Origin of the sequence: Stenotrophomonas sp. HMSC10F07, from assembly GCF_001807895.1 — a bacterium.
GTDB classification, from domain to species: Bacteria; Pseudomonadota; Gammaproteobacteria; order Xanthomonadales; family Xanthomonadaceae; genus Stenotrophomonas; species Stenotrophomonas sepilia.
This window is the reverse complement of sequence record NZ_KV791350.1, coordinates 1-17957: the sequence shown is the minus strand read 5'-3', so window position 1 is coordinate 17957 and position 17957 is coordinate 1. Positions and strand designations below refer to the sequence as shown.

Here is a 17957-nt window from a genome sequence, read left to right as displayed (position 1 = left end):
GGGGTCAGATCCCTTTCCTGCGGAAAGGGATCTGACCCCAACGCTGCGTCAACCGGATCACGCGGCGGCGTGCAGGGCCTGCAGCAGTGCCTGCCCCGGGGCGGTATGGAACCACGCCGGATGGCCGAGCATGAAGGGCTGCCACGCCACATCGGCATTGGCGGTCGAGCCGGTGACGCCCTCGAAATACTCCACTTCGGACAGTGCGAAGTCGAAATGCACCATCGGCAGCAGGTCGGCCAGCAGGTGCACGCGTGCCGCCGACAGCGGCAGCACCTGGCGGTAGCCATCGAGCAACGCCAGCGCGATATCGATGCGCACCGCCTCCATGCCGCGCTCCAGCTCCAGCCATGCCACGGCGTTGCGCTCGATGGCGGTAGCCAGGTCGAACAGTGCACTGGTGGGCGAGGCCAGGCCGAAATCCAGCACGGTGCTGACCTGCCCGTCGCGCCACAGCAGGTTGGAGACATGCCAGTCGTTGTGCGCCCACAGCCGTGGTTCGTCGCGCAGGCGCTCGGCCAGTCCCGTGTGCCACGGCAGCACGTCACGCCGCAGCTGTGCTTCCCACGGAATGCGCGCGAGATAGCGGGCCAGGCCGGGGCGCGCGTGCAGACCTGCCTTGATTGCGGCGATCGGATCGTCGGCGCGGATCAGGTCGTCGCGCGCCACCAGCAGATGGGTGCTGCGCTGGGGCGCGTGGTAGCTGGCGGCGGCGCGGTGCAGCTGTGCGAGTGCGCGTCCGGCTTCGTGGGCCTGCGCGACATCGGTCAGCAGCGACCACGACACCGCGTCGCGGTACAGGTCATCGCCTGCGCCGACGTCGTGCAGTTCAAACGTCCAGTCATCGTGTTCGACCGCGGTGTGACCATCGGTCGCTGCCAGCACCTGCGTCACCGGCACGCCAGCAGCGTCGAGATGGGCGATGAAGCGGTGTTCTTCTTCCAGGCAGGCCGCGTTGCGCACGCTGTGGTGATGGCGCTTGATGAATACCGCGCCGCGCGTGCCATCGACGATGGCGGCAGCCGACAGCGGTCGCGGGCTGTGCCAGCGCGGTTGGCTGCCGCTGTCCAGCTGCGGATAGCACTGTCGCAACCACGCGATGTCCGCCGCGCTGATCGGTGGCCAGTCGGCAGCGACCTCGTCGTTGTTGAGGCCCTGCACGCGGTGGGAGGTAGACGTCATGCCGCAGCCCGAGAGGGGAAAGTCACATCCAAGGCTGCGCATTCAACGCCATGCGCGCGGCCAACGCAAACGGGCGGGTCATCGACCCGCCCGTTTCTGCCATCGGCAGGGTAACGCCGCCGTGCCGCTTACCAGCCGCGATGGCGACCGCGGTCGTGGTAGTAGCGGTTGTCGTAGTAACGCTCGCGCTGCCAGCGGCGGTCGTCGCCACGGTTGTAGTAGCCGCTGCGGTAGTAGCCACGATCGTAACGGCGGTCGTAGCGATTGTCGTAATAGCGACGGTCGCGGCGGTCGGAGGTGGTCAGATTGCCGATTGCGCCACCGGCCACGGCACCGCCGACGGTGGCCGCAGGGTCGCCGTTGGAGAGCAGGTTGCCGGCCACGCCACCGACCACGGCGCCGACCAGGGTGCGCTTGTCCTTCCTCGACATCGCGCTGGCATCGCTGACCACGGCGACACCGGCAACCAGCGCCAGAGCCATCGCCAGACCACGGAAGCTGAGTGTGGAAGTACTGAGCATGTTCGTTCTCCTGTGAGGTGCATGCCACGCTGGGCAGGGAGGGCGCGGGGCGCCCCGGCTGCCGTGATGTCCACGCTGGCGTTCCAACATTGCCGGAACATTGCCTGGTGCACCGAGCGGCTTGCGCATTCATCTAGCGGCAGGCGGCATGAAGCAAGGCTGAAAGCGGCTGCGGCCGCTCAGCTGGCGGAAAGGAAAAGGGCCGCAGAGGCGGCCCCTCCCTTCTCTGCCAGGGCGTTGGCATGTCCGACGCCCATCGCCTTCTGGGCCTGCCGCGTCTGCTCCTGCGGGATCTCCTGCTGCGGCCGCAGCACGTCAGGCGCGCTCTGCACCGCATCGCTGCGAAGCGCCAGGCTCTGCGCGCTGGCGGCCCGCGTCTCCACGGGGACGCGGCTGGCGGCTGGACATGCGCCGGTCGACTCCTTCGACCTCGCATTATTGCCGGGGCTATTATGTGAATCGCGTCTCAGATTTTCCCGTCGCGCAGATAGTCGAACAATTCGGCATCGCCCTTCAGCCCCAGCTTGAGCATCGCATCGCCCTTCTGCCGGCTGATGGTGCTGACGCTCTTGTGCAGCAGCAGCGAAATCTCCTTTACCGTCATGCCGGTGCCGAGCAAGCGCAGCACCTCCACCTCGCGCGGGGACAGCGGCTTGCCGTCGCCCTCGCGCATGCGCCAGCTGCCGGCCGCTTCCACCCGCTCGCGCAGGCTGCGGCTGATGTAGGGCTGGCCGCGGTAGACCGACTGGATGGCCTGTGGCAGTTCGTCCATCGACGAACTCTTGTCGACCAGGCCGAGCACGCCGCTGTCGAGCACCATGCGCAGGATCGCCAGGTTGCTGGAGACGCTGAGCATCAGCACCGGCAGGTCGGGATGGCGGCGGCGGATCATGCCGATCATGGCGAAGCCGTCGGCCTGCGGGCTGCCCGGCATGGAGTAGTCGGTGACCAGCAGGTCACAGGGCTGGCTGGCGAGCAGGGTCATCAGCGCCTGCGCGCTGTCGGCCTCGCCGACCACGCGGCCGACGCCGCTCGACTCGATGACGGCGCGGGTACCGATACGGACCACGGGGTGATCGTCTGCGATGATGATGCGCAAGCTCATGCTCTAGTATGGCCATCGGGCACGCCGGACCGCGACCATCGCGGTCCCTGGCAGGATTCTAGGAGATCGACGCAGATGCGTAGGTGGGCTGTTCGCGGGCTGCTCCTGCTGCTGGCGGTGCTGGCGCTGCCCGTGGCCCAGGCACAGCCGGCCCCTGGCCTGCTGCCGCTCAGCCCGTTGCAGCGCGAATACCTGGTGGCGCATCCGACCATCGTTGTCGGGCAGTATGACAGCGGCTGGCCGCCCTTCGAGTCCCTCCGTGATGGCGAGCAGGTCGGGCTGGGACCGGACTACCTGTCGCATCTTGCTCGCCAGCTCGGTGTGAAGGTCGAGGCGCGCCGCTATCCGGACTGGACATCCGTGCTGGATGCGGCATGTCGTGGCGAGGTCGACGTGGTGATGAATGTCGGCCTCAGTGCCGACCGCACCCGCTGCATGGTCTATACCGCGGCCTACAGTGAGGCGCCGCTCGCTCTGGTGGGCCGGCCCGATGACCTGCGTGCCTCCGACATGCCGGACCTGGATGGGCTGAGGGTGGTGATCGAACAGGACTTCCTGACCGGTCCGCAGGTGCGCGCCCGATTCCCGCGTGCCCGCCAGCTTGTCGCAAACGACACCTTGAGCGCATTGCAGATGGTCATAGACGACAAAGCGGACGTCTACATCGGCAATGCCTTCGTCGCCACCGAGCTGATTGCCAGCCGGCGCCTGCAGGGCGTGGCGCTGTTGCGGCCGAGCGACCTGCCCCCCGAACGGTTGCACTTCGGCATTCCCAACAGCAAGCAACCCCTGGCCGAAGCCCTGGACCTGGCGCTGGCCGCGACCAGCCAGGCCCAGCGCGATGCCCTCGCACAACGCTGGTTGTCACCGCCGCACTGGTCGGCATCGGCGCAGCTGGCGCTGAGCCAGGCCGAGAAGCGTGTGCTGGAGCAGCCGCTGATGATCGGTTTCGCGCCGAATGCCGCGCCCCTGTCGTTCACCGGCGAGGATGGCCGGCCCAGTGGCCTGGCCAGCGAGTACCTGCAGCGCCTGATGCAGGCCGGCGCCAACCTGAAGGTCGAGAACAGCCACGACTGGTACGAGGTGCGTGAGAAGGCCCGCCGCGGTGAACTGCAGGCGGTGATGGGCATACCCGTTGATTCGCGCTACCTGGGCCCGGACTGGGTGTTCAGCCAGCCCTTCATCAGCGTGCCGAACGTGATTGTGGTCAGGAGCGATGGCGAATCGCTGCTGGGCTTGGCCGACCTGCAGGGCAAGCGCGTGCTGCTGTCCGACCCGGAGCGCGTGCGTGGCTATGTGCAGCAACAGGCGCCGCAGGCCCGGATCATTGCTGCGCGGAGTGCCGAGCAGGCGCTGCAGCGCCTGCTTGAGGGTGAAGCCGATGCCTATGTGGGCAACCTTGCCGTGGTCGATCACCTGCTGCGCAGCCGTTTCCCGGGGCGGATGCAGGTCGCGGCTCCGGCCGGTTTCAACGACCAGCTGGCGCTGGCAGTGGATCGCCGCCATGCGGCCCTGGCCACGACCTTCGATCGCCTGCTGCTGCAGATGACCCCACGCAAGCGCGAGGCGTTGCGCAGCGCCTGGCTGGCGGTGGAGTACCGCAATGGGGTCGACTGGAGCAATCTGCTGCGGTGGGGCGTGCCCGTGCTGATGGTGCTGCTGACCGCACTGCTGGTGCATGGCGTGGGCCATTGGCGGCTGCGCCGTGAGGTGGCAGGACGCCGCCAGCTGGAGCAGCGCCTGGCCGAGGTGACCGACAACCTGCCGGCGGTGGTCTACCAGGCCCGTCGCGATGCCGATGGCACGCTGAGCTTCCCGTTCATCGCCGGCGACCTGCCTGCGTTGTTCGGTATCACCCGTCAGCAGGCCGAACAGGATGCGAGGGTGTTGCTGGAACGCGTCGAGCAGGAGGACCGCGCGCGCATCCTGCATTCCATCGAGCAGGCCGCGCACCAGTTCGCGCCGTTGATCCTGGAGTTCCGCCTGCGCAGCGACGGCGAAGGCGTGCGCTGGGTGCGCAGCCAGGCCCATCCCTACGCCGCCGAAGAAGGCGCGGTGATCTGGAGCGGGTACTGGGTGGATGTAAGCGAGGCGCGGATGCAGGCCGATGCACTGGCGGCGGCGAAGGCGGACGCCGAGCAGGCCGCTGAGGCCAAATCGCGTTTCCTGGCCACGATGAGCCACGAGATCCGTACGCCGATGAGCGGCGTGCTGGGCATGCTGGAGGTGCTGGCACACTCACCGCTGGACAGCGAGCAGCAGCGCATCCTCGGCGTGATCGAGGATTCGGCGCAGATGCTGCGGCAGATCCTCGATGACATCCTCGATTACTCGCGGCTGGAAGCGGGTGCACTGCGCCTGGAGCCGGTACCGCAACCGCTGCGGCCGCTGCTGGAAAGCGTGTGCCGGTTGATGTCGGCGCAGGCCAGTGCACGCGGGCTGGAGCTGCATGTGCAGATCGACCCTCAGCTGGCGGCAGCGCACGAAGTGGATGGCGTGCGCCTGCGCCAGATCGTGTTCAACCTGCTCAGCAATGCCATCAAGTTCACTGCGCGCGGCGAAGTGCGGCTGCAGCTGGAGGTACTGGGCCCGACCGCCGACGACGGCAGCCAGCCGCTGTGCCTGAGCGTCACCGACACCGGCATCGGAATCGCACCGGAACAGCTGCAGCACCTGTTTGCGCCGTTCACCCAGGCCGGTGCCTACATCCAGCGCGACCATGGTGGTACCGGCCTCGGCCTGAGCATCTGCCAGCGCCTGGTGCAGATGATGGGCGGCGAGCTGGAGCTGCACAGCACGCTGGGCGAGGGCACCCGCGCCGAGGTGCGGCTGGCGCTGGTGGAGGCAGGCAGGGGTGACGTTGAAGCGCTGGTTGCGGAGCAGGAGCAGGCGGCGCTGCTGCCGCCGGCGCTGCGCGAGGCACGCGTGCTGGTGATCGAGGACCACCCGACCAACCAGGCGATGATGGCGTGGCGGCTGCAGCAGCTGGGCGTACCCCATGTGCTGCTGGGCGATGGCCAGCAGGCACTGGACCGCTTGTCATCGGAGGCCTTCGATCTGGTCATTACCGACTGCCGCATGCCGGTACTCGACGGCTTCGGTTTCACCCGCCTGTTGCGCGAGCGCGAGGGCCGTACCGGCCAGCCGCGGCTGACGGTGCTGGCGCTGACCGCCAGCGTGCTGGACGACGATGCACGCCGCTGCCGCGAAGCCGGCATGGACGAGGTGCTGGCCAAGCCGCTGTCACTGGCCACGCTGCGCACCGCGCTGCTGCGCTGGCTGCCGCAGGCACAGGGCCAGTCATTCGATGCGCCGGTGCAGGAGACTGTCGCCGACGACGCTGAAGTGCTGCCTAATCTGGCCACCCTGCAGCAGCGCTATGGCTCGCGCGCCGTGGCCGAGCAGCTGCGCGACAGCCTGTTGCAGGCCAGTGAAAGTGATCTGGCGGCGGTGCAGCGCGCCGTGCGGGCCGGTGACCGCGAGACTGCGGCGCTCCACCTGCATCGCCAGGCGGGCGGTCTGGGGGCGATCGGGGCAAGCGCACTGGCCGGGCAGGCCAACGCGCTGGTCGAGCGCCTGCAGGATGCGACCGAGGCCGATCCGGCACCGGTATTCGCCGCTGTAACGGCGTTCGTGGCAAGGCTGCAGCATCAGCTGCAGCGACTGGCTCACTGAGCCGACTGCTGTTGCAGGTAGGCGATCACCAGCGCGCGGCGTTCGGCGCTGGGAAAGGCGTTGTACATGCGCGTGCCGGGCACCACGTGGGTGGGCGACTGCAGGAACGCGTCCAGGGTCTGCGCGCTCCAGGTGATGTCGGCGCGGCGCATGCCGTCGGAATAGCCGTAATCGGGCAGGCTGCCGGCGCGACGGCCGATCACGCCGTGCAGGTTGGGGCCGAAGCGGTGGATGCCGCCAGGCTGCACGGTGTGGCAGCCGGCGCACAGTTCGAACGCGCGCTGCATGGCCTGCTGGCGGGCCTGTTCGGGCGTCGCCGGCGCCGCAGGCGGGCGCTGGCAGGCCGTGGCAAGCAGGGCCACGGCAACGGTGGTGAGCAGGCGGGAGGCACGCATGGGCGGGCAGGATAGCGGTGCGGTGGAGCGGCCGGGCTGCGACACGCGGTCGCAGCCCGGGGCGATCACATGCCCGAGTAGTTCGGGCCGCCGCCGCCCTGCGGGGTCACCCACACGATGTTCTGGGTCGGATCCTTGATGTCGCAGGTCTTGCAGTGCACGCAGTTCTGCGCGTTGATCTGCAGGCGCGCGTTGTCGGCGTCGCCGACGAATTCGTACACGCCGGCCGGGCAGTAACGGGCTTCGGGACCGGCGTACTCGGCCAGGTTCACCTTCACCGGAATGCTCGGATCCTTCAGCGTCAGGTGGCTGGGCTGGTTCTCGTCGTGGTTGGTGCTGCTCAGGAACACCGAGCTGAGACGATCGAAGGTCAGCACGCCATTGGGCTTGGGGTAGGCGATGCGGGTGTGCTGCGACGCCGGCTCCAGGCAGGCGTGGTCCGGCTGGGTGCGGTGCAGGGTCCACGGCGGGTTGCGCACGCCCAGCTTCGGCAGCAGCCACTGCTCCACGCCGGTCATCAGCGTGGCAACGGTCTGGCCCTTCTTGAACCACTGCTTGAAGTTCTTGGCCTGCTGCAGTTCGGTGAACAGCCAGCTGGCTTCAAACGCCTTCGGGTAGGCGCTCAGTTCATCGTGCTGGCGATCGGCGGCCAGCGCGTCGAACGCGGCGTCGGCGCACAGCATGCCGGTCTTGATCGCGGCATGGCTGCCCTTGATGCGGCTGGCGTTGAGGTAGCCGGCCTCGCAGCCGACCAGCGCGCCCCCGGGGAACACCGTCTTCGGCAGCGACAGCAGGCCGCCGGCGGTGATCGCACGGGCGCCGTAACCGATGCGGGTGCCGCCCTCCAGGTGCTTGCGGATGGAGGGATGGGTCTTGAAACGCTGGAACTCCTCGAACGGGCTCAGCCACGGGTTCTTGTAGTCCAGGCCGACCACGTAACCAATGGCGACCTTGCCGCCGTCGGCGTGGTACAGGAACGCGCCGCCGTAGGTGTCGCTGTCCAGCGGCCAGCCAGCCGCATGCACCACCAGGCCCGGCTCATGCCTGGCCGGGTCGATCTGCCACAGCTCCTTGATGCCGATGCCGTAGGCCTGCGGGTCCTTGCCTTCGTCCAGTTTGTAGCGGGCGATCAGCTGGCGACCGAGGTGGCCGCGCGCACCTTCGGCGAAGATCGTGTACTTGGCGTGCAGCGCCATCCCACGCTCGAAGGCCGGACCGATGCTGCCGTCCTTCTCGATGCCCATGTCGCCGGTGGCCACGCCGATCACCTCGCCGTTGTCGCCGTACAGCACTTCTGCAGCGGCGAAGCCCGGGAAGATCGCAACCTCCAGCGCCTCGGCCTGCTGCGCCAGCCAGCGGGTCACTTCGCCCAGGCTGATGATGTAGTTGCCTTCGTTGTGGAAGCACTCCGGCAGCAGCGCATTGGGGGTGCTGCGCGCGCCGGTCTCGCTGAGGAACAGGAATTCGTCGCGGGTGACCTTCTGCTTCAGCGGTGCGCCGCGCTCGGCCCAGTCCGGGAACAGCTCGGTCAGCGCGCGCGGATCCATCACCGCGCCGGACAGTACGTGCGCGCCCGGTTCGGAGCCCTTCTCCAGCACGCACACCGACAGCTCGCGGCCGGCTTCGAGCGCGCGCTGGCGCAGGCGGATCGCGGTGGCCAGGCCGGCGGGGCCGGCGCCGACGATCACCACGTCGAACTCCATTACTTCACGCGGGGGCAGGGCGTTGGCTTCAGCGCTCATCGATTGCATGACTCGTGGGTAGGGCCGGCATCGGGGCCACCGGCGGTGCCTGGGAATCGCGCGTGCGGCCACGGGCGAAACGGTTGTTTGAATGTGTCAGGGTACCGGGCCGCGCGTGATCGAGCTAGATCGACGATGTTCACGCCATGATTGCTGCATTGCAGCGAACGCGGCTTCGGTGGTCGCCAACCTCGGTTGGCGCCGGCAGAAAATACCAGCGCCGACCAAGGTCGGCCTCTACCCGTGCACCAACGCTGCGCGGATGACCGACAATGGCCGGGTCCTGACTGCGTGTGAGTGCCATGGCTTTGCATCCGTACGATCTGTTCGATGTCCGTTCCCTGCTCAACGAGGAAGAGCGCGCAGTGCAGGAGAGCGTCGCCCGCTTCACCAACGAGCGCGTGCTGCCGATCATCGGCGATGCCTTCGACCAGGCCCGCTTCCCCGATGAACTGGTGCCTGAGATCGCCTCGTTGGGCCTGCTGGGCGCGACCCTGCCGGCCGAGTACGGCGGCGGTGGCCTCGGCGCGGTCAGCTATGGCCTGATCTGCCAGGAGCTGGAGCGCGGCGATTCGGGCCTGCGCAGCTTCGTGTCGGTGCAGAGCTCGCTGTGCATGTACCCGATCTACGCCTATGGCAGCGAGGAACAGCGCCAGCAGTGGCTGCCGGCGATGGCGCGCGGCGAACTGATCGGCTGCTTCGGCCTGACCGAGGCGCACGGCGGTTCCGATCCGGCCAGCATGAAGACCCGCGCGGTGCGCGACGGCAGTGACTGGCGCATCAGCGGCAGCAAGATGTGGATCACCAGCGGCCCGGTGGCCGACCTGGCCATCGTCTGGGCGCAGACCGAGGACGGCATCCAGGGCTTCGTGCTGGAAAAGGGCATGGCCGGCTTCACGACGCAGGAGATCAAGCACAAGATGAGCCTGCGCGCGTCGCTGACCGGCGCGCTGTTCTTCGATGACGTGCGCGTGCCCGACAGCCATCGCCTGCCGAACGTGAAGGGCCTGAAGGGGCCGCTGGGCTGCCTGACCCAGGCCCGTTACGGCATCAGCTGGGGGCCGATCGGTGCGGCGATTGCCTGCCTGGATGAAGCACTTGGCTATGCCAAGGAGCGCGTGCTGTTCGGTCGCCCGCTGGCCGCCACGCAGAGCGCGCAGATCAAGCTGGCCGAGATGGCCCGCCGCATCACCACCGCACAGCTGCTGGCGCTGCAGCTGGGCCGCCTGAAGGAAGCCGGCCAGCTGCAGCCGCAGCAGGTCAGCCTGGCCAAGTGGAACAACTGCCGCATGGCCATCGACATCGCCCGCGAGTGTCGCGATCTGCTGGGTGGGGCCGGCATCACCACCGAACACGTGGCGATCCGTCACGCGTTGAACCTGGAATCGGTGATCACCTATGAAGGCACCGAGACCGTGCACCAGCTGGTGATCGGCCGCGAACTGACCGGCATCAACGCGTTCTGAGTGCACCGGTAGTGCCGGCCGCTGGCCGGCATTGCCGGGTAGGGTGGGCGGTAAGGGACGCCTATCCGGAGATGCAAGCTGAATGAAGAACAATCCCGCTGTGAGGCTGCTGTTGTGCCTCCCGCTGCTCTTCCAAGCCTCCGTGCTGCAGATGGCGTGGGCAGGCAACAGGGATGGGGCATGGGCAGGCAGTTATTCGCAGGCGAGCGATCTGTGTACCGAACCGGGCAGCGGACGTAGTTGCCGCGATGGGTTCAGGGACAGCCTGTCGATTGTCGAAGAATCACTGGGCTATACGGTTGAGCTGCACAGTACCCAGGCGATGCAGCACGTCTGCTCCTTCGTGCTGCATATGAAGCCAGAAGGCGGAAAACTGATTCATCAGTCCGAACCAGGCACAGTGGCTATCGAGAAACATGCAGGTGTACTGAGAGTCTCATCCGGCGGGATCGACCCGACGGCAACGGGCTTGGGCATGTGCGGTGCGCATGCCGATATTGATGGCCTGGAGTTTTCTTCTGTGGGCAATCGCACGCGTTCCGGCAACGCGATGGCGAGCGCTCCTGATTGATCCAGGCGGAAGGCATCCACGCATGGCATGGATCTCTGCGCGGCTGTCGGGTCCGCCTTGAAGCGAGCCGAGCACCACAGGACCGACGGGGGCGAAGAGGCGCGGGTGTCTGAGCGCAGCGAGTTCCGCGCCGTTCCCCGGCGGGCCGAGGAGCGCAGGGTACCGGTGCGCAGACGGCGGCGCGTTTCTTTTGGTTACTTTTCTTTCCGCGTGGAAAGAAAAGTAACGCCATGAACGCATGCGCCCGCCACAGCACCAATCAGGCAGAAGAGAGACGCGTGGAGCTACGCCCCACCGGCAAACCCATGCTGCCGCCACGCCTCGTACATCACCACCGCAACGGTGTTGGAAAGATTGAGGCTGCGGTTGTCCGGCCGCATCGGCAGGCGCAGGCGGCGGCCGTCGGGCAGGGCATCGAGCACCTCCTGCGGCAGGCCACGGCTTTCCGGGCCGAACAGGAACGCATCACCGTCTTCGAAGGCCACGCTGTCATAGCGGACGCTGGCACGCGTACTCAGGGCGAACAACCGCTTTGGTGCGATCCGCGCCAGCGCGGTGTCCAGGTCGGGGTGGACCTGCAGGCGCGAGTACTCGTGGTAGTCCAGGCCGGCGCGCTTGAGCTGCTTGTCTTCCAGTGCGAAGCCGAGTGGCTCGACCAGGTGCAGCTGCGCGCCGGTGTTGGCGCAGAGCCGGATCACATTGCCCGTGTTGGGCGGGATTTCCGGTTGGAACAGGATCACGTGGAACTGGGGCGCGGCATTCATCGGCGCAGTGTACCTGCGACGACCGCCGCCTTTACGGCGCACGCCCTGCACGGGGCAGGGCGGCACCGGTTACGGGCGCAGCAGGACCTGGGCGGTTTCGGTGGCCAGGGCCTGCAGGTCGGCGGCGCTCGGGCGCACCTGCAGGGCCGGCAGGTTGACGATGACCGAGTTGGCGACGTTGGTGGCAGCGGCAGCCAGGGTGGCGGCGTAGCGCTGGGCTTCCAGTTCGGCGGCCAGGGCGACGCGCTGTTCCAGGCTCGGGCGCACTTCCACCGAGGCCAGGGTGGTGATCGGCATCGCGGCGGCGACCGGGGCGGCGCCGTAGCCGTTGCGCTCAGCCAGCTGGTCGGCGCTGGGGCGCACTTCCACGGTGGCCAGGGTCGGGATGCCGCTGGCCTGTTCCCAGGCCTGCTGGGCCAGCTGGTCGGCGGCCGGGCGAACCTGCACGGTGGCCAGGGTCTTGATGGATTCGGAGGCCTGCACCGACGAAACAACCGCGGTGCCGGCGATCAGGGCGATGGCGATGGCAATGGTCTTGGCGTTCATGACGGGGCCTGTTTAGTGTTGGTGATCAGTGGTGTGGTAGTAAGGTAGTACACCAATTCTGGGCATGCAAGAGAAATTTTCTATTTCCTGCATCTGTTCAGTCTTCAGTCAGCTTTTGTCTGAAGCCCTTCCTGGCGCAGGAAGTACCAAGCAATCCGCGTGCCAACTTTTAGTTATTGATTTGCAAGGCTTTTATGTGGTCCCGAAAGTGTCCGGTGGGCGGACACCTGTCCATTCGATAAGCCGCGGACACTGTCCGGACGCCTTCAGCCGGCGTCTGTGACGTTTCAAGAGCGCCCGTGGGCATCGGACTCGATGGCCATCTGGGAAAACACCCCCAGTGACTGGCGACCGATTCCGGCCGCCGCGTGTGCAGGCTAGGATCGGGGTTCACCTTCGTGACCAAGGATCCGGATATGTCTCTCGCCCTTCGCCCGCGCGCTGCACTGCTGGCCGTCGCCCTCAGCACCGCCCTGGGCACGCTCGCGCCCACCCATGCGCTCGCCGCCAAGGCGGCGGCACCGGCCAAGGTCGATATCCCGTACGAGCAGTTCACCCTGCCCAACGGCCTGCGCGTGATCGTGCATACCGATCGCAAGGCGCCGATCGTTGCGGTCAACGTCTGGTACCACGTGGGCAGCAAGGACGAGCCGGCTGGCCGTACCGGCTTCGCGCACCTGTTCGAACACCTGATGTTCCAGGGCAGCGAAAACCACGATGGCGAGTTCTTCGAGCCGTTCAAGCAGGTGGGTGCCACCAACCAGAACGGCACCACCAACACCGACCGCACCAATTACTTCGAGAACGTGCCGACCACCGCGCTGGACATGGCACTGTGGATGGAATCGGACCGCATGGGCCATCTGGTCGGTGCGATCGACCAGGCCGCGCTGGACGAGCAGCGTGGCGTGGTGCAGAACGAGAAGCGCCAGGGCGAGAACCAGCCCTACGGCCAGGCCTGGGACCAGCTCAACAAGGCGCTGTACCCGGTGGGCCACCCGTACCACCACGGCGTGATCGGGTCGATGAACGATCTGAACGCGGCGTCGCTGGATGACGTGAAGACCTGGTTCCGCACCTGGTACGGCCCGAACAATGCGGTGCTGGTGCTGGCCGGCGACATCGACCTGGCCACCGCCAAGGAAAAGGTCGCCAAGTACTTCGGCAGCATCCCGGCCGGCCCGACCATGGCGCAGCCGGCGGTGAACGTGGCCAAGCGCAGTGCCGACACGCGCGAGACGATGACCGACAAGGTGCCGCAGGCGCGCATCTACCGTGCCTGGAACGTACCGCAGGTCGGCACCACCGAGGTCGATCAGCTGCAGTTGTTCGCGCAGGTGCTCGGCGGTGCGAAGTCTTCGCGCCTGAGCCAGCGCCTGCAGCACCAGGACAAGCTGGTGGACAGCATCGCGTCGGGCCTGTCGACCTCGCAGTTGGGCTCGAACTTCGTGATCATGGCGACGGTCAAGCAGGGCCAGGACCCGGCCAGGGTCGAGAAGATCATCGACGAAGAACTGGACCGGCTGATCAAGCAGGGCCCGACCGCGGCCGAACTGGAGCGCGCCAAGACCGGTGCACGCGCCGGTTTCATCCGCGGCATCGAGCGCATCGGTGGCTTCGGCGGCAAGGCCGACGCACTGGCCGAGTGCGCGGTGTTCACCGGCGACCCGGGTTGCTTCCGCACCTCGCTGGCCAACATCGAGAAGGCCAGTGCTGCTGATCTGAGCCGGCTGGGCGCGCAGTGGCTGGACAAGGGCAGTCACACCCTGGTGATCGCACCGGGTGAGCGCGTGGCGCTGAAGGAAGACCCGAGCCAGGCGCCGAAGCCCTTCACCGTGCCGGCAGTGGACCCCAAGTACAGCACCCTGCCGGAGCAGGTCGACCGCAAGGCGGGCGTGCCGCAGACCCGCGAGTTCCCGCAGCTGAAGTTCCCGACGTTGCAGCGCGCCACGCTGAAGAACGGCACCCAGGTGATCCTGGCCGAACGCCATGAAATTCCGGTGGTGCAGTTCAGCTACCAGTTCCCGGGCGGCTTCAGCGCCGACCAGGGCCGCAAGCCGGGCACCGCCAACTTCACCATGAGCCTGATGACCGAAGGCGCCGGCAAACTGGGCTCGCTGGCCTTCGCCGATGCCGCCGACGCACTGGGCGCCAGCCTGGATGCCTCGGCCGGCCTGGACTCGATGAGCGTGGACCTGTCGGCGCTGAAGGAAAACCTGGCACCGTCGCTGGCGCTGTACCGCGACCTGTTGCGCGAGCCGCGCTTCGAGCAGGGCGAGATCGACCGGGTCAAGGCGAGCTGGATCGCTGGCATCCAGCAGGAGAAGGTCAACCCGGGTGCGGTGGCGATGCGCGTGCTGCCCCCGCTGCTGTACGGCAAGGGCCACCCGTATGCCATTCCGTTTACCGGTAGCGGTGACGAGGCGGCGATCAACGGCCTGACCCGCGAGGACCTGGTCGACTTCCACCACGACTGGCTGCGCCCGCAGAACGGCACCCTGATCGTGGTCGGCGACACCACCCTGGCCGAGATCGTGCCGCTGCTGGACAAGCAGCTGGGCGACTGGAAGGCCAGTGGCGAGGCCCCGCAGGTGAAGGCGGCCACCGACGTTGCGCTGCCGAAGGGCCCGCGCGTGTTCCTGATCGACCAGCCGGGCGCGGTACAGGCCAACCTGTTCGCCGGCCAGGTGGTGGCACCTTCCAGCGCCACCAGTTCGACCCGCTTCGACATCGCCAACGGCGTGATCGGCGGCGACTTCACCTCGCGCCTGAACATGAACCTGCGCGAGGACAAGCACTGGTCGTACGGTGCGCGCAGCAGCGCGGTCAATTCGGTGGGCCAGCGCCCGTGGATGGCCAGCGCGCCGGTGCAGATCGACAAGACCGGCCCGGCACTGGCGGAAATGCGCAAGGAAATCGCCGCGTTCGCCGATGGCAGCAAGCCGGCCACCGCTGCCGAGGTCAACCGCATCCGCAACATCCAGACCCTGAGCCTGCCCGGTGCCTACGAGACCGCCAGTGCGGTGGCGTCGACCATCGGTTCGATCGTGCAGTTCAAGCGCCCGGACGACTACGTGCTGCGGCGCAAGGCCGAGATCGAAGCGATGACCCCGGCGCAGGTGCAGCAGGCCGCCGCAGAGATCAAGCCGCAGGCCCTGACCTGGGTGGTGGTGGGTGACCTCAAGCAGACCGAAGCGGCCGTGCGTGCGCTGAACCTGGGCGAGGTGACGGTGATCGACGCCGAAGGCAACCCGGTCAAGAAATAAGGCATGTGCCTGCCCGCCACGGCGGGCAGGTCTCCCGTGGTAGCGCCGGGCCATGCCCGGCGGCTTTCCGGCGGCCAGCCATGCCGCGCTGTGCGCTCGCCGGGCATGGCCCGGCGCTACCTGGGCTCCGGCCCGGCTACCCCCGATTCAGGCTGTTCAGGCAGAATCCCCCCATACCCTTCCAGGATCTGCCCATGCGCGTTCTGCTGCTTTCCTCCCTGCTGCTCACCGTCACCGCCTGTACCTGGGTGCCGATCGAACCGGCCGGCAAGGCAACCCGCGTGCTGCCGGCAGGGCCGGTTCCGGCCGGCTGCATCGCCAAGGGCGAGGTGGTGGTCACCGTGAAGAGCAAGGTCGGCTTCTACAACCGCAACCCGCTGCGGGTGCAGGAAGAGCTGGAAACCCTGGCCCGCAACGAGGCCCCGAGCGCCGGCGCCAATGCCGTCCAGGCCGCTGCGGCCCCCGCCGATGGCAGCCAGCGCTTCGCCGCGTTCCAGTGCCCGCCGCGCTGAACGCTTCACCATACGGCCGAGGCTGAATTCGTAAAGATGCGGTGAAAGCGCGGGGGTTATAGAATAGCGCCCCCTTTTGCCTGAGCCTTGGCGCTAACCTCGATGCTCTTCAAGAATGTCTCGATCGCCGGCCTGGCACACGTCGACGCACCGCATACGCTGACGACCAAGGAAATCAACGAACGCCTGCAGCCGACGTTGGATCGCCTGGGTATCCGCACCGATGTGCTCGGCGACATCGCCGGCATCCACGCCCGCCGCCTGTGGGACAACGGCGTGCTGGCGTCGGACGCCGCCACCATGGCCGGCCGCAAGGCACTGGAAGACGCGGGCATCACCGCGACCCAGGTCGGCCTGCTGGTCAACACCTCGGTCAGCCGCGACTACCTGGAGCCGTCCACGGCCTCGATCGTGTCGGGCAACCTCGGTGTCAGCGACGAATGCATGACCTTCGACGTCGCCAACGCCTGCCTGGCCTTCATCAACGGCATGGACATCGCGGCGCGCATGATCGAGCGCGGTGATATCGACTACGCGCTGGTGGTGGACGGCGAGACCGCCAACCTGGTGTACGAGAAGACCCTGGAGCGCATGACCGCCCCGGACGTCACCGCCGATGACTTCCGCAACGAGCTGGCCGCGCTGACCACCGGGTCGGGCGCCGCCGCGATGGTGATGGCGCGCGCGGAGCTGGTGCCGGACGCGCCGCGCTACAAGGGCGGCGTGACCCGCTCGGCCACCGAGTGGAACCAGCTGTGCCTGGGCAACCTGGACCGCATGGTCACCGACACCCGCCTGTTGCTGATCGAAGGCATCAAGCTGGCGCAGAAGACCTTCAGCGCCGCCAAGATCGCACTCGGCTGGGCCGTGGAAGAGCTCGACCAGTTCGTGATCCACCAGGTCAGCCAGCCGCACACCGCCGCGTTCATCAAGAACTTCGGCATCGACCCGAAGAAGGTCATGACCATCTTCGGCGAGCACGGCAACATCGGCCCGGCCTCGGTGCCGATCGTGCTGAGCAAGCTCAAGCAGCTGGGCAAGCTGAAGAAGGGCGATCGCATCGCGCTTCTGGGTATTGGCTCGGGCCTGAACTGCTCGATGGCTGAAGTGGTCTGGTAAGCAGCCCGTTGCCCGACCTCCTGTAGAGCCGAGCCATGCTCGGCTCACGCGCGCAGCGCGGCTCTTCCGCAGCGGACCGGAGAGCAGCCGAGCAACGGCTCGGCTCTACATTGCGCCGCGACTCTCCTTAGGTGCTCCGCATGCGCGATCTTCCCGGTTACCCCGCCCACCCGCAGCGCTTCGAGGTCCGCCCCGGCCTGTCGATGAACTATCTCGACGAGGGCCCGCGCGATGGCGAGGTGGTGGTGATGGTGCACGGCAACCCGTCGTGGAGCTACTACTGGCGCACGCTGGTGGCCGGCCTGTCGGACACCTACCGCTGCATCGTGCCGGACCACATCGGCATGGGCCTGTCGGACAAGCCGGACGACAGCCGCTATGAGTACACGCTGCAGTCGCGCGTGGACGATCTTGATGCGCTGCTGAAGCACCTGGGCATCACCGGCCCGGTGACCCTGGCCGTGCACGACTGGGGCGGCATGATCGGGTTCGGCTGGGCGCTGTCGCACCACGAGCAGGTGAAGCGCCTGGTGGTGCTCAACACCGCTGCCTTCCCGATGCCGGCGGCGAAGAAGATGCCATGGCAGATTGCGTTGGGCCGCCACTGGAAGATCGGTGAGTGGATCATCCGCACCTTCAACGCGTTCTCGTCCGGTGCCTCGTGGCTGGGCGTGGAGCGGAAGATGCCGGCCGATGTGCGCCGCGCCTACGTGTCGCCGTACAACAGCTGGGCCAACCGCATCAGCACCATCCGCTTCATGCAGGACATCCCGCTGTCGCCGGCCGACAAGGCCTGGTCGCTGCTGGAACGCGCCGGCAAGGCGCTGCCGTCGTTCGCCGACCGTCCCGCCTTCCTCGGCTGGGGCCTGCGCGACTTCGTGTTCGACCATCATTTCCTGAAGGGCTTCCAGGCCGCGCTGCCGCAGGCCCAGGTGCATGCCTTCGAGGATGCCGGGCATTACGTGCTGGAAGACAAGCAGGACGTGCTGGTGCCGGAGATCCGCGCGTTCCTGGACAAGAACCCGATCTGAGCGGTGTGCCGACCAACGGTCGGCACCCACAAGTGGAAGGTATGGGTGGGTGCCGACCGTTG

Annotated in this window: 15 protein-coding genes; 7 read left to right on the top strand and 8 right to left on the bottom strand. The window is 67.4% G+C overall.

Going from position 1 to position 17957, the window contains the following annotated elements; translation table 11 throughout:
- Positions 1-57: 57 nt before the first annotated feature.
- From HMPREF3114_RS06040 to HMPREF3114_RS06025, 4 genes are all read right to left on the bottom strand, one after another.
- Complete coding sequence (locus HMPREF3114_RS06040) at positions 58-1182, bottom strand: phosphotransferase enzyme family protein (RefSeq protein ID WP_053497760.1); 1125 nt, start codon at positions 1180-1182, stop codon at positions 58-60.
- A 128-nt stretch (positions 1183-1310) separates the two neighbouring features.
- Entirely contained in the window at positions 1311-1703 is a 393-nt protein-coding gene (locus HMPREF3114_RS06035; protein ID WP_053497758.1) for a glycine zipper 2TM domain-containing protein, read from the bottom strand.
- Positions 1704-1882: 179 nt separating this feature from the next.
- Complete coding sequence (locus HMPREF3114_RS06030; protein ID WP_053497756.1) at positions 1883-2086, bottom strand: hypothetical protein; 204 nt, start codon at positions 2084-2086, stop codon at positions 1883-1885.
- Positions 2087-2169: 83 nt separating this feature from the next.
- On the bottom strand, positions 2170-2808 hold the full coding sequence (locus HMPREF3114_RS06025) for a response regulator (RefSeq protein ID WP_005420808.1): 639 nt from the start codon (positions 2806-2808) through the stop codon (positions 2170-2172).
- Between the two features lie 75 nt (positions 2809-2883).
- On the opposite strand from HMPREF3114_RS06025, the gene HMPREF3114_RS06020 reads away from it, so the two are divergent.
- On the top strand, positions 2884-6483 hold the full coding sequence (locus tag HMPREF3114_RS06020; RefSeq protein WP_053497754.1) for an ATP-binding protein: 3600 nt from the start codon (positions 2884-2886) through the stop codon (positions 6481-6483).
- Here HMPREF3114_RS06020 and HMPREF3114_RS06015 read toward each other — a convergent pair.
- Together HMPREF3114_RS06015 and HMPREF3114_RS06010 are read right to left on the bottom strand one after the other, a co-directional pair.
- Positions 6477-6878, bottom strand: coding sequence for a c-type cytochrome (locus tag HMPREF3114_RS06015; RefSeq protein ID WP_053497753.1), 402 nt, complete (start codon positions 6876-6878; stop codon positions 6477-6479). The two genes, HMPREF3114_RS06020 and HMPREF3114_RS06015, sit on opposite strands and share 7 nt — an antisense overlap.
- Positions 6879-6943: 65 nt before the next feature.
- Positions 6944-8620: an electron transfer flavoprotein-ubiquinone oxidoreductase gene (locus HMPREF3114_RS06010; protein ID WP_053497750.1), complete on the bottom strand. Its 1677-nt coding sequence runs from the start codon at positions 8618-8620 to the stop codon at positions 6944-6946.
- Positions 8621-8922: 302 nt separating this feature from the next.
- Between HMPREF3114_RS06010 and HMPREF3114_RS06005 the strand changes: the two genes are divergently transcribed.
- Together HMPREF3114_RS06005 and HMPREF3114_RS06000 are read left to right on the top strand one after the other, a co-directional pair.
- Positions 8923-10086, top strand: coding sequence for an acyl-CoA dehydrogenase family protein (locus HMPREF3114_RS06005; RefSeq protein ID WP_005420799.1), 1164 nt, complete (start codon positions 8923-8925; stop codon positions 10084-10086).
- A gap of 82 nt (positions 10087-10168) precedes the next feature.
- Positions 10169-10657, top strand: a complete 489-nt coding sequence (locus tag HMPREF3114_RS06000) for a hypothetical protein (protein ID WP_053497748.1) — start codon at positions 10169-10171, stop codon at positions 10655-10657.
- Between the two features lie 284 nt (positions 10658-10941).
- On the opposite strand, the gene HMPREF3114_RS05995 is transcribed toward HMPREF3114_RS06000, so the two are convergent.
- Positions 10942-11421: a tRNA (cytidine(34)-2'-O)-methyltransferase gene (locus tag HMPREF3114_RS05995; RefSeq protein ID WP_049400563.1), complete on the bottom strand. Its 480-nt coding sequence runs from the start codon at positions 11419-11421 to the stop codon at positions 10942-10944.
- Positions 11422-11490: 69 nt separating this feature from the next.
- Positions 11491-11967, bottom strand: a complete 477-nt coding sequence (locus tag HMPREF3114_RS05990) for an XAC0231 family protein (RefSeq protein ID WP_053497746.1) — start codon at positions 11965-11967, stop codon at positions 11491-11493.
- 416 nt (positions 11968-12383) lie between these two features.
- Here HMPREF3114_RS05990 and HMPREF3114_RS05985 point away from each other — a divergent pair, with 416 nt between their 5' ends.
- The 4 genes from HMPREF3114_RS05985 (at position 12384) to HMPREF3114_RS05970 (ending at position 17895) form a co-directional block, all read left to right on the top strand.
- A complete protein-coding gene (locus HMPREF3114_RS05985) occupies positions 12384-15233 on the top strand; it encodes a M16 family metallopeptidase (RefSeq protein WP_070489354.1) in 2850 nt (949 codons plus the stop codon).
- Between the two features lie 194 nt (positions 15234-15427).
- Positions 15428-15745: a DUF4156 domain-containing protein gene (locus HMPREF3114_RS05980; RefSeq protein ID WP_005407628.1), complete on the top strand. Its 318-nt coding sequence runs from the start codon at positions 15428-15430 to the stop codon at positions 15743-15745.
- A 102-nt stretch (positions 15746-15847) separates the two neighbouring features.
- Positions 15848-16864 carry a 3-oxoacyl-ACP synthase III gene (locus HMPREF3114_RS05975; protein WP_005420782.1) on the top strand — a complete coding sequence of 339 codons (1017 nt, stop codon included), beginning with the start codon at positions 15848-15850 and terminating at the stop codon, positions 16862-16864.
- 140 nt (positions 16865-17004) lie between these two features.
- On the top strand, positions 17005-17895 hold the full coding sequence (locus tag HMPREF3114_RS05970) for an alpha/beta fold hydrolase (protein WP_069138108.1): 891 nt from the start codon (positions 17005-17007) through the stop codon (positions 17893-17895).
- Positions 17896-17957: the final 62 nt, after the last annotated feature.

What these genes read in the sequence shown, in the direction of transcription:
- HMPREF3114_RS06040 (WP_053497760.1), bottom strand. Translation starts at nt 1,182, where the DNA reads ATGACGTCTACCTCCCACCGCGTGCAGGGCCTCAACAACGACGAGGTC.
- HMPREF3114_RS06035 (WP_053497758.1), bottom strand. Translation starts at nt 1,703, where the DNA reads ATGCTCAGTACTTCCACACTCAGCTTCCGTGGTCTGGCGATGGCTCTG.
- HMPREF3114_RS06025 (WP_005420808.1), bottom strand. Translation starts at nt 2,808, where the DNA reads ATGAGCTTGCGCATCATCATCGCAGACGATCACCCCGTGGTCCGTATC.
- HMPREF3114_RS06020 (WP_053497754.1), top strand. Translation starts at nt 2,884, where the DNA reads ATGCGTAGGTGGGCTGTTCGCGGGCTGCTCCTGCTGCTGGCGGTGCTG.
- HMPREF3114_RS06015 (WP_053497753.1), bottom strand. Translation starts at nt 6,878, where the DNA reads ATGCGTGCCTCCCGCCTGCTCACCACCGTTGCCGTGGCCCTGCTTGCC.
- HMPREF3114_RS06010 (WP_053497750.1), bottom strand. Translation starts at nt 8,620, where the DNA reads ATGAGCGCTGAAGCCAACGCCCTGCCCCCGCGTGAAGTAATGGAGTTC.
- HMPREF3114_RS06005 (WP_005420799.1), top strand. Translation starts at nt 8,923, where the DNA reads ATGGCTTTGCATCCGTACGATCTGTTCGATGTCCGTTCCCTGCTCAAC.
- HMPREF3114_RS06000 (WP_053497748.1), top strand. Translation starts at nt 10,169, where the DNA reads ATGAAGAACAATCCCGCTGTGAGGCTGCTGTTGTGCCTCCCGCTGCTC.
- HMPREF3114_RS05995 (WP_049400563.1), bottom strand. Translation starts at nt 11,421, where the DNA reads ATGAATGCCGCGCCCCAGTTCCACGTGATCCTGTTCCAACCGGAAATC.
- HMPREF3114_RS05990 (WP_053497746.1), bottom strand. Translation starts at nt 11,967, where the DNA reads ATGAACGCCAAGACCATTGCCATCGCCATCGCCCTGATCGCCGGCACC.
- HMPREF3114_RS05985 (WP_070489354.1), top strand. Translation starts at nt 12,384, where the DNA reads ATGTCTCTCGCCCTTCGCCCGCGCGCTGCACTGCTGGCCGTCGCCCTC.
- HMPREF3114_RS05980 (WP_005407628.1), top strand. Translation starts at nt 15,428, where the DNA reads ATGCGCGTTCTGCTGCTTTCCTCCCTGCTGCTCACCGTCACCGCCTGT.
- HMPREF3114_RS05975 (WP_005420782.1), top strand. Translation starts at nt 15,848, where the DNA reads ATGCTCTTCAAGAATGTCTCGATCGCCGGCCTGGCACACGTCGACGCA.
- HMPREF3114_RS05970 (WP_069138108.1), top strand. Translation starts at nt 17,005, where the DNA reads ATGCGCGATCTTCCCGGTTACCCCGCCCACCCGCAGCGCTTCGAGGTC.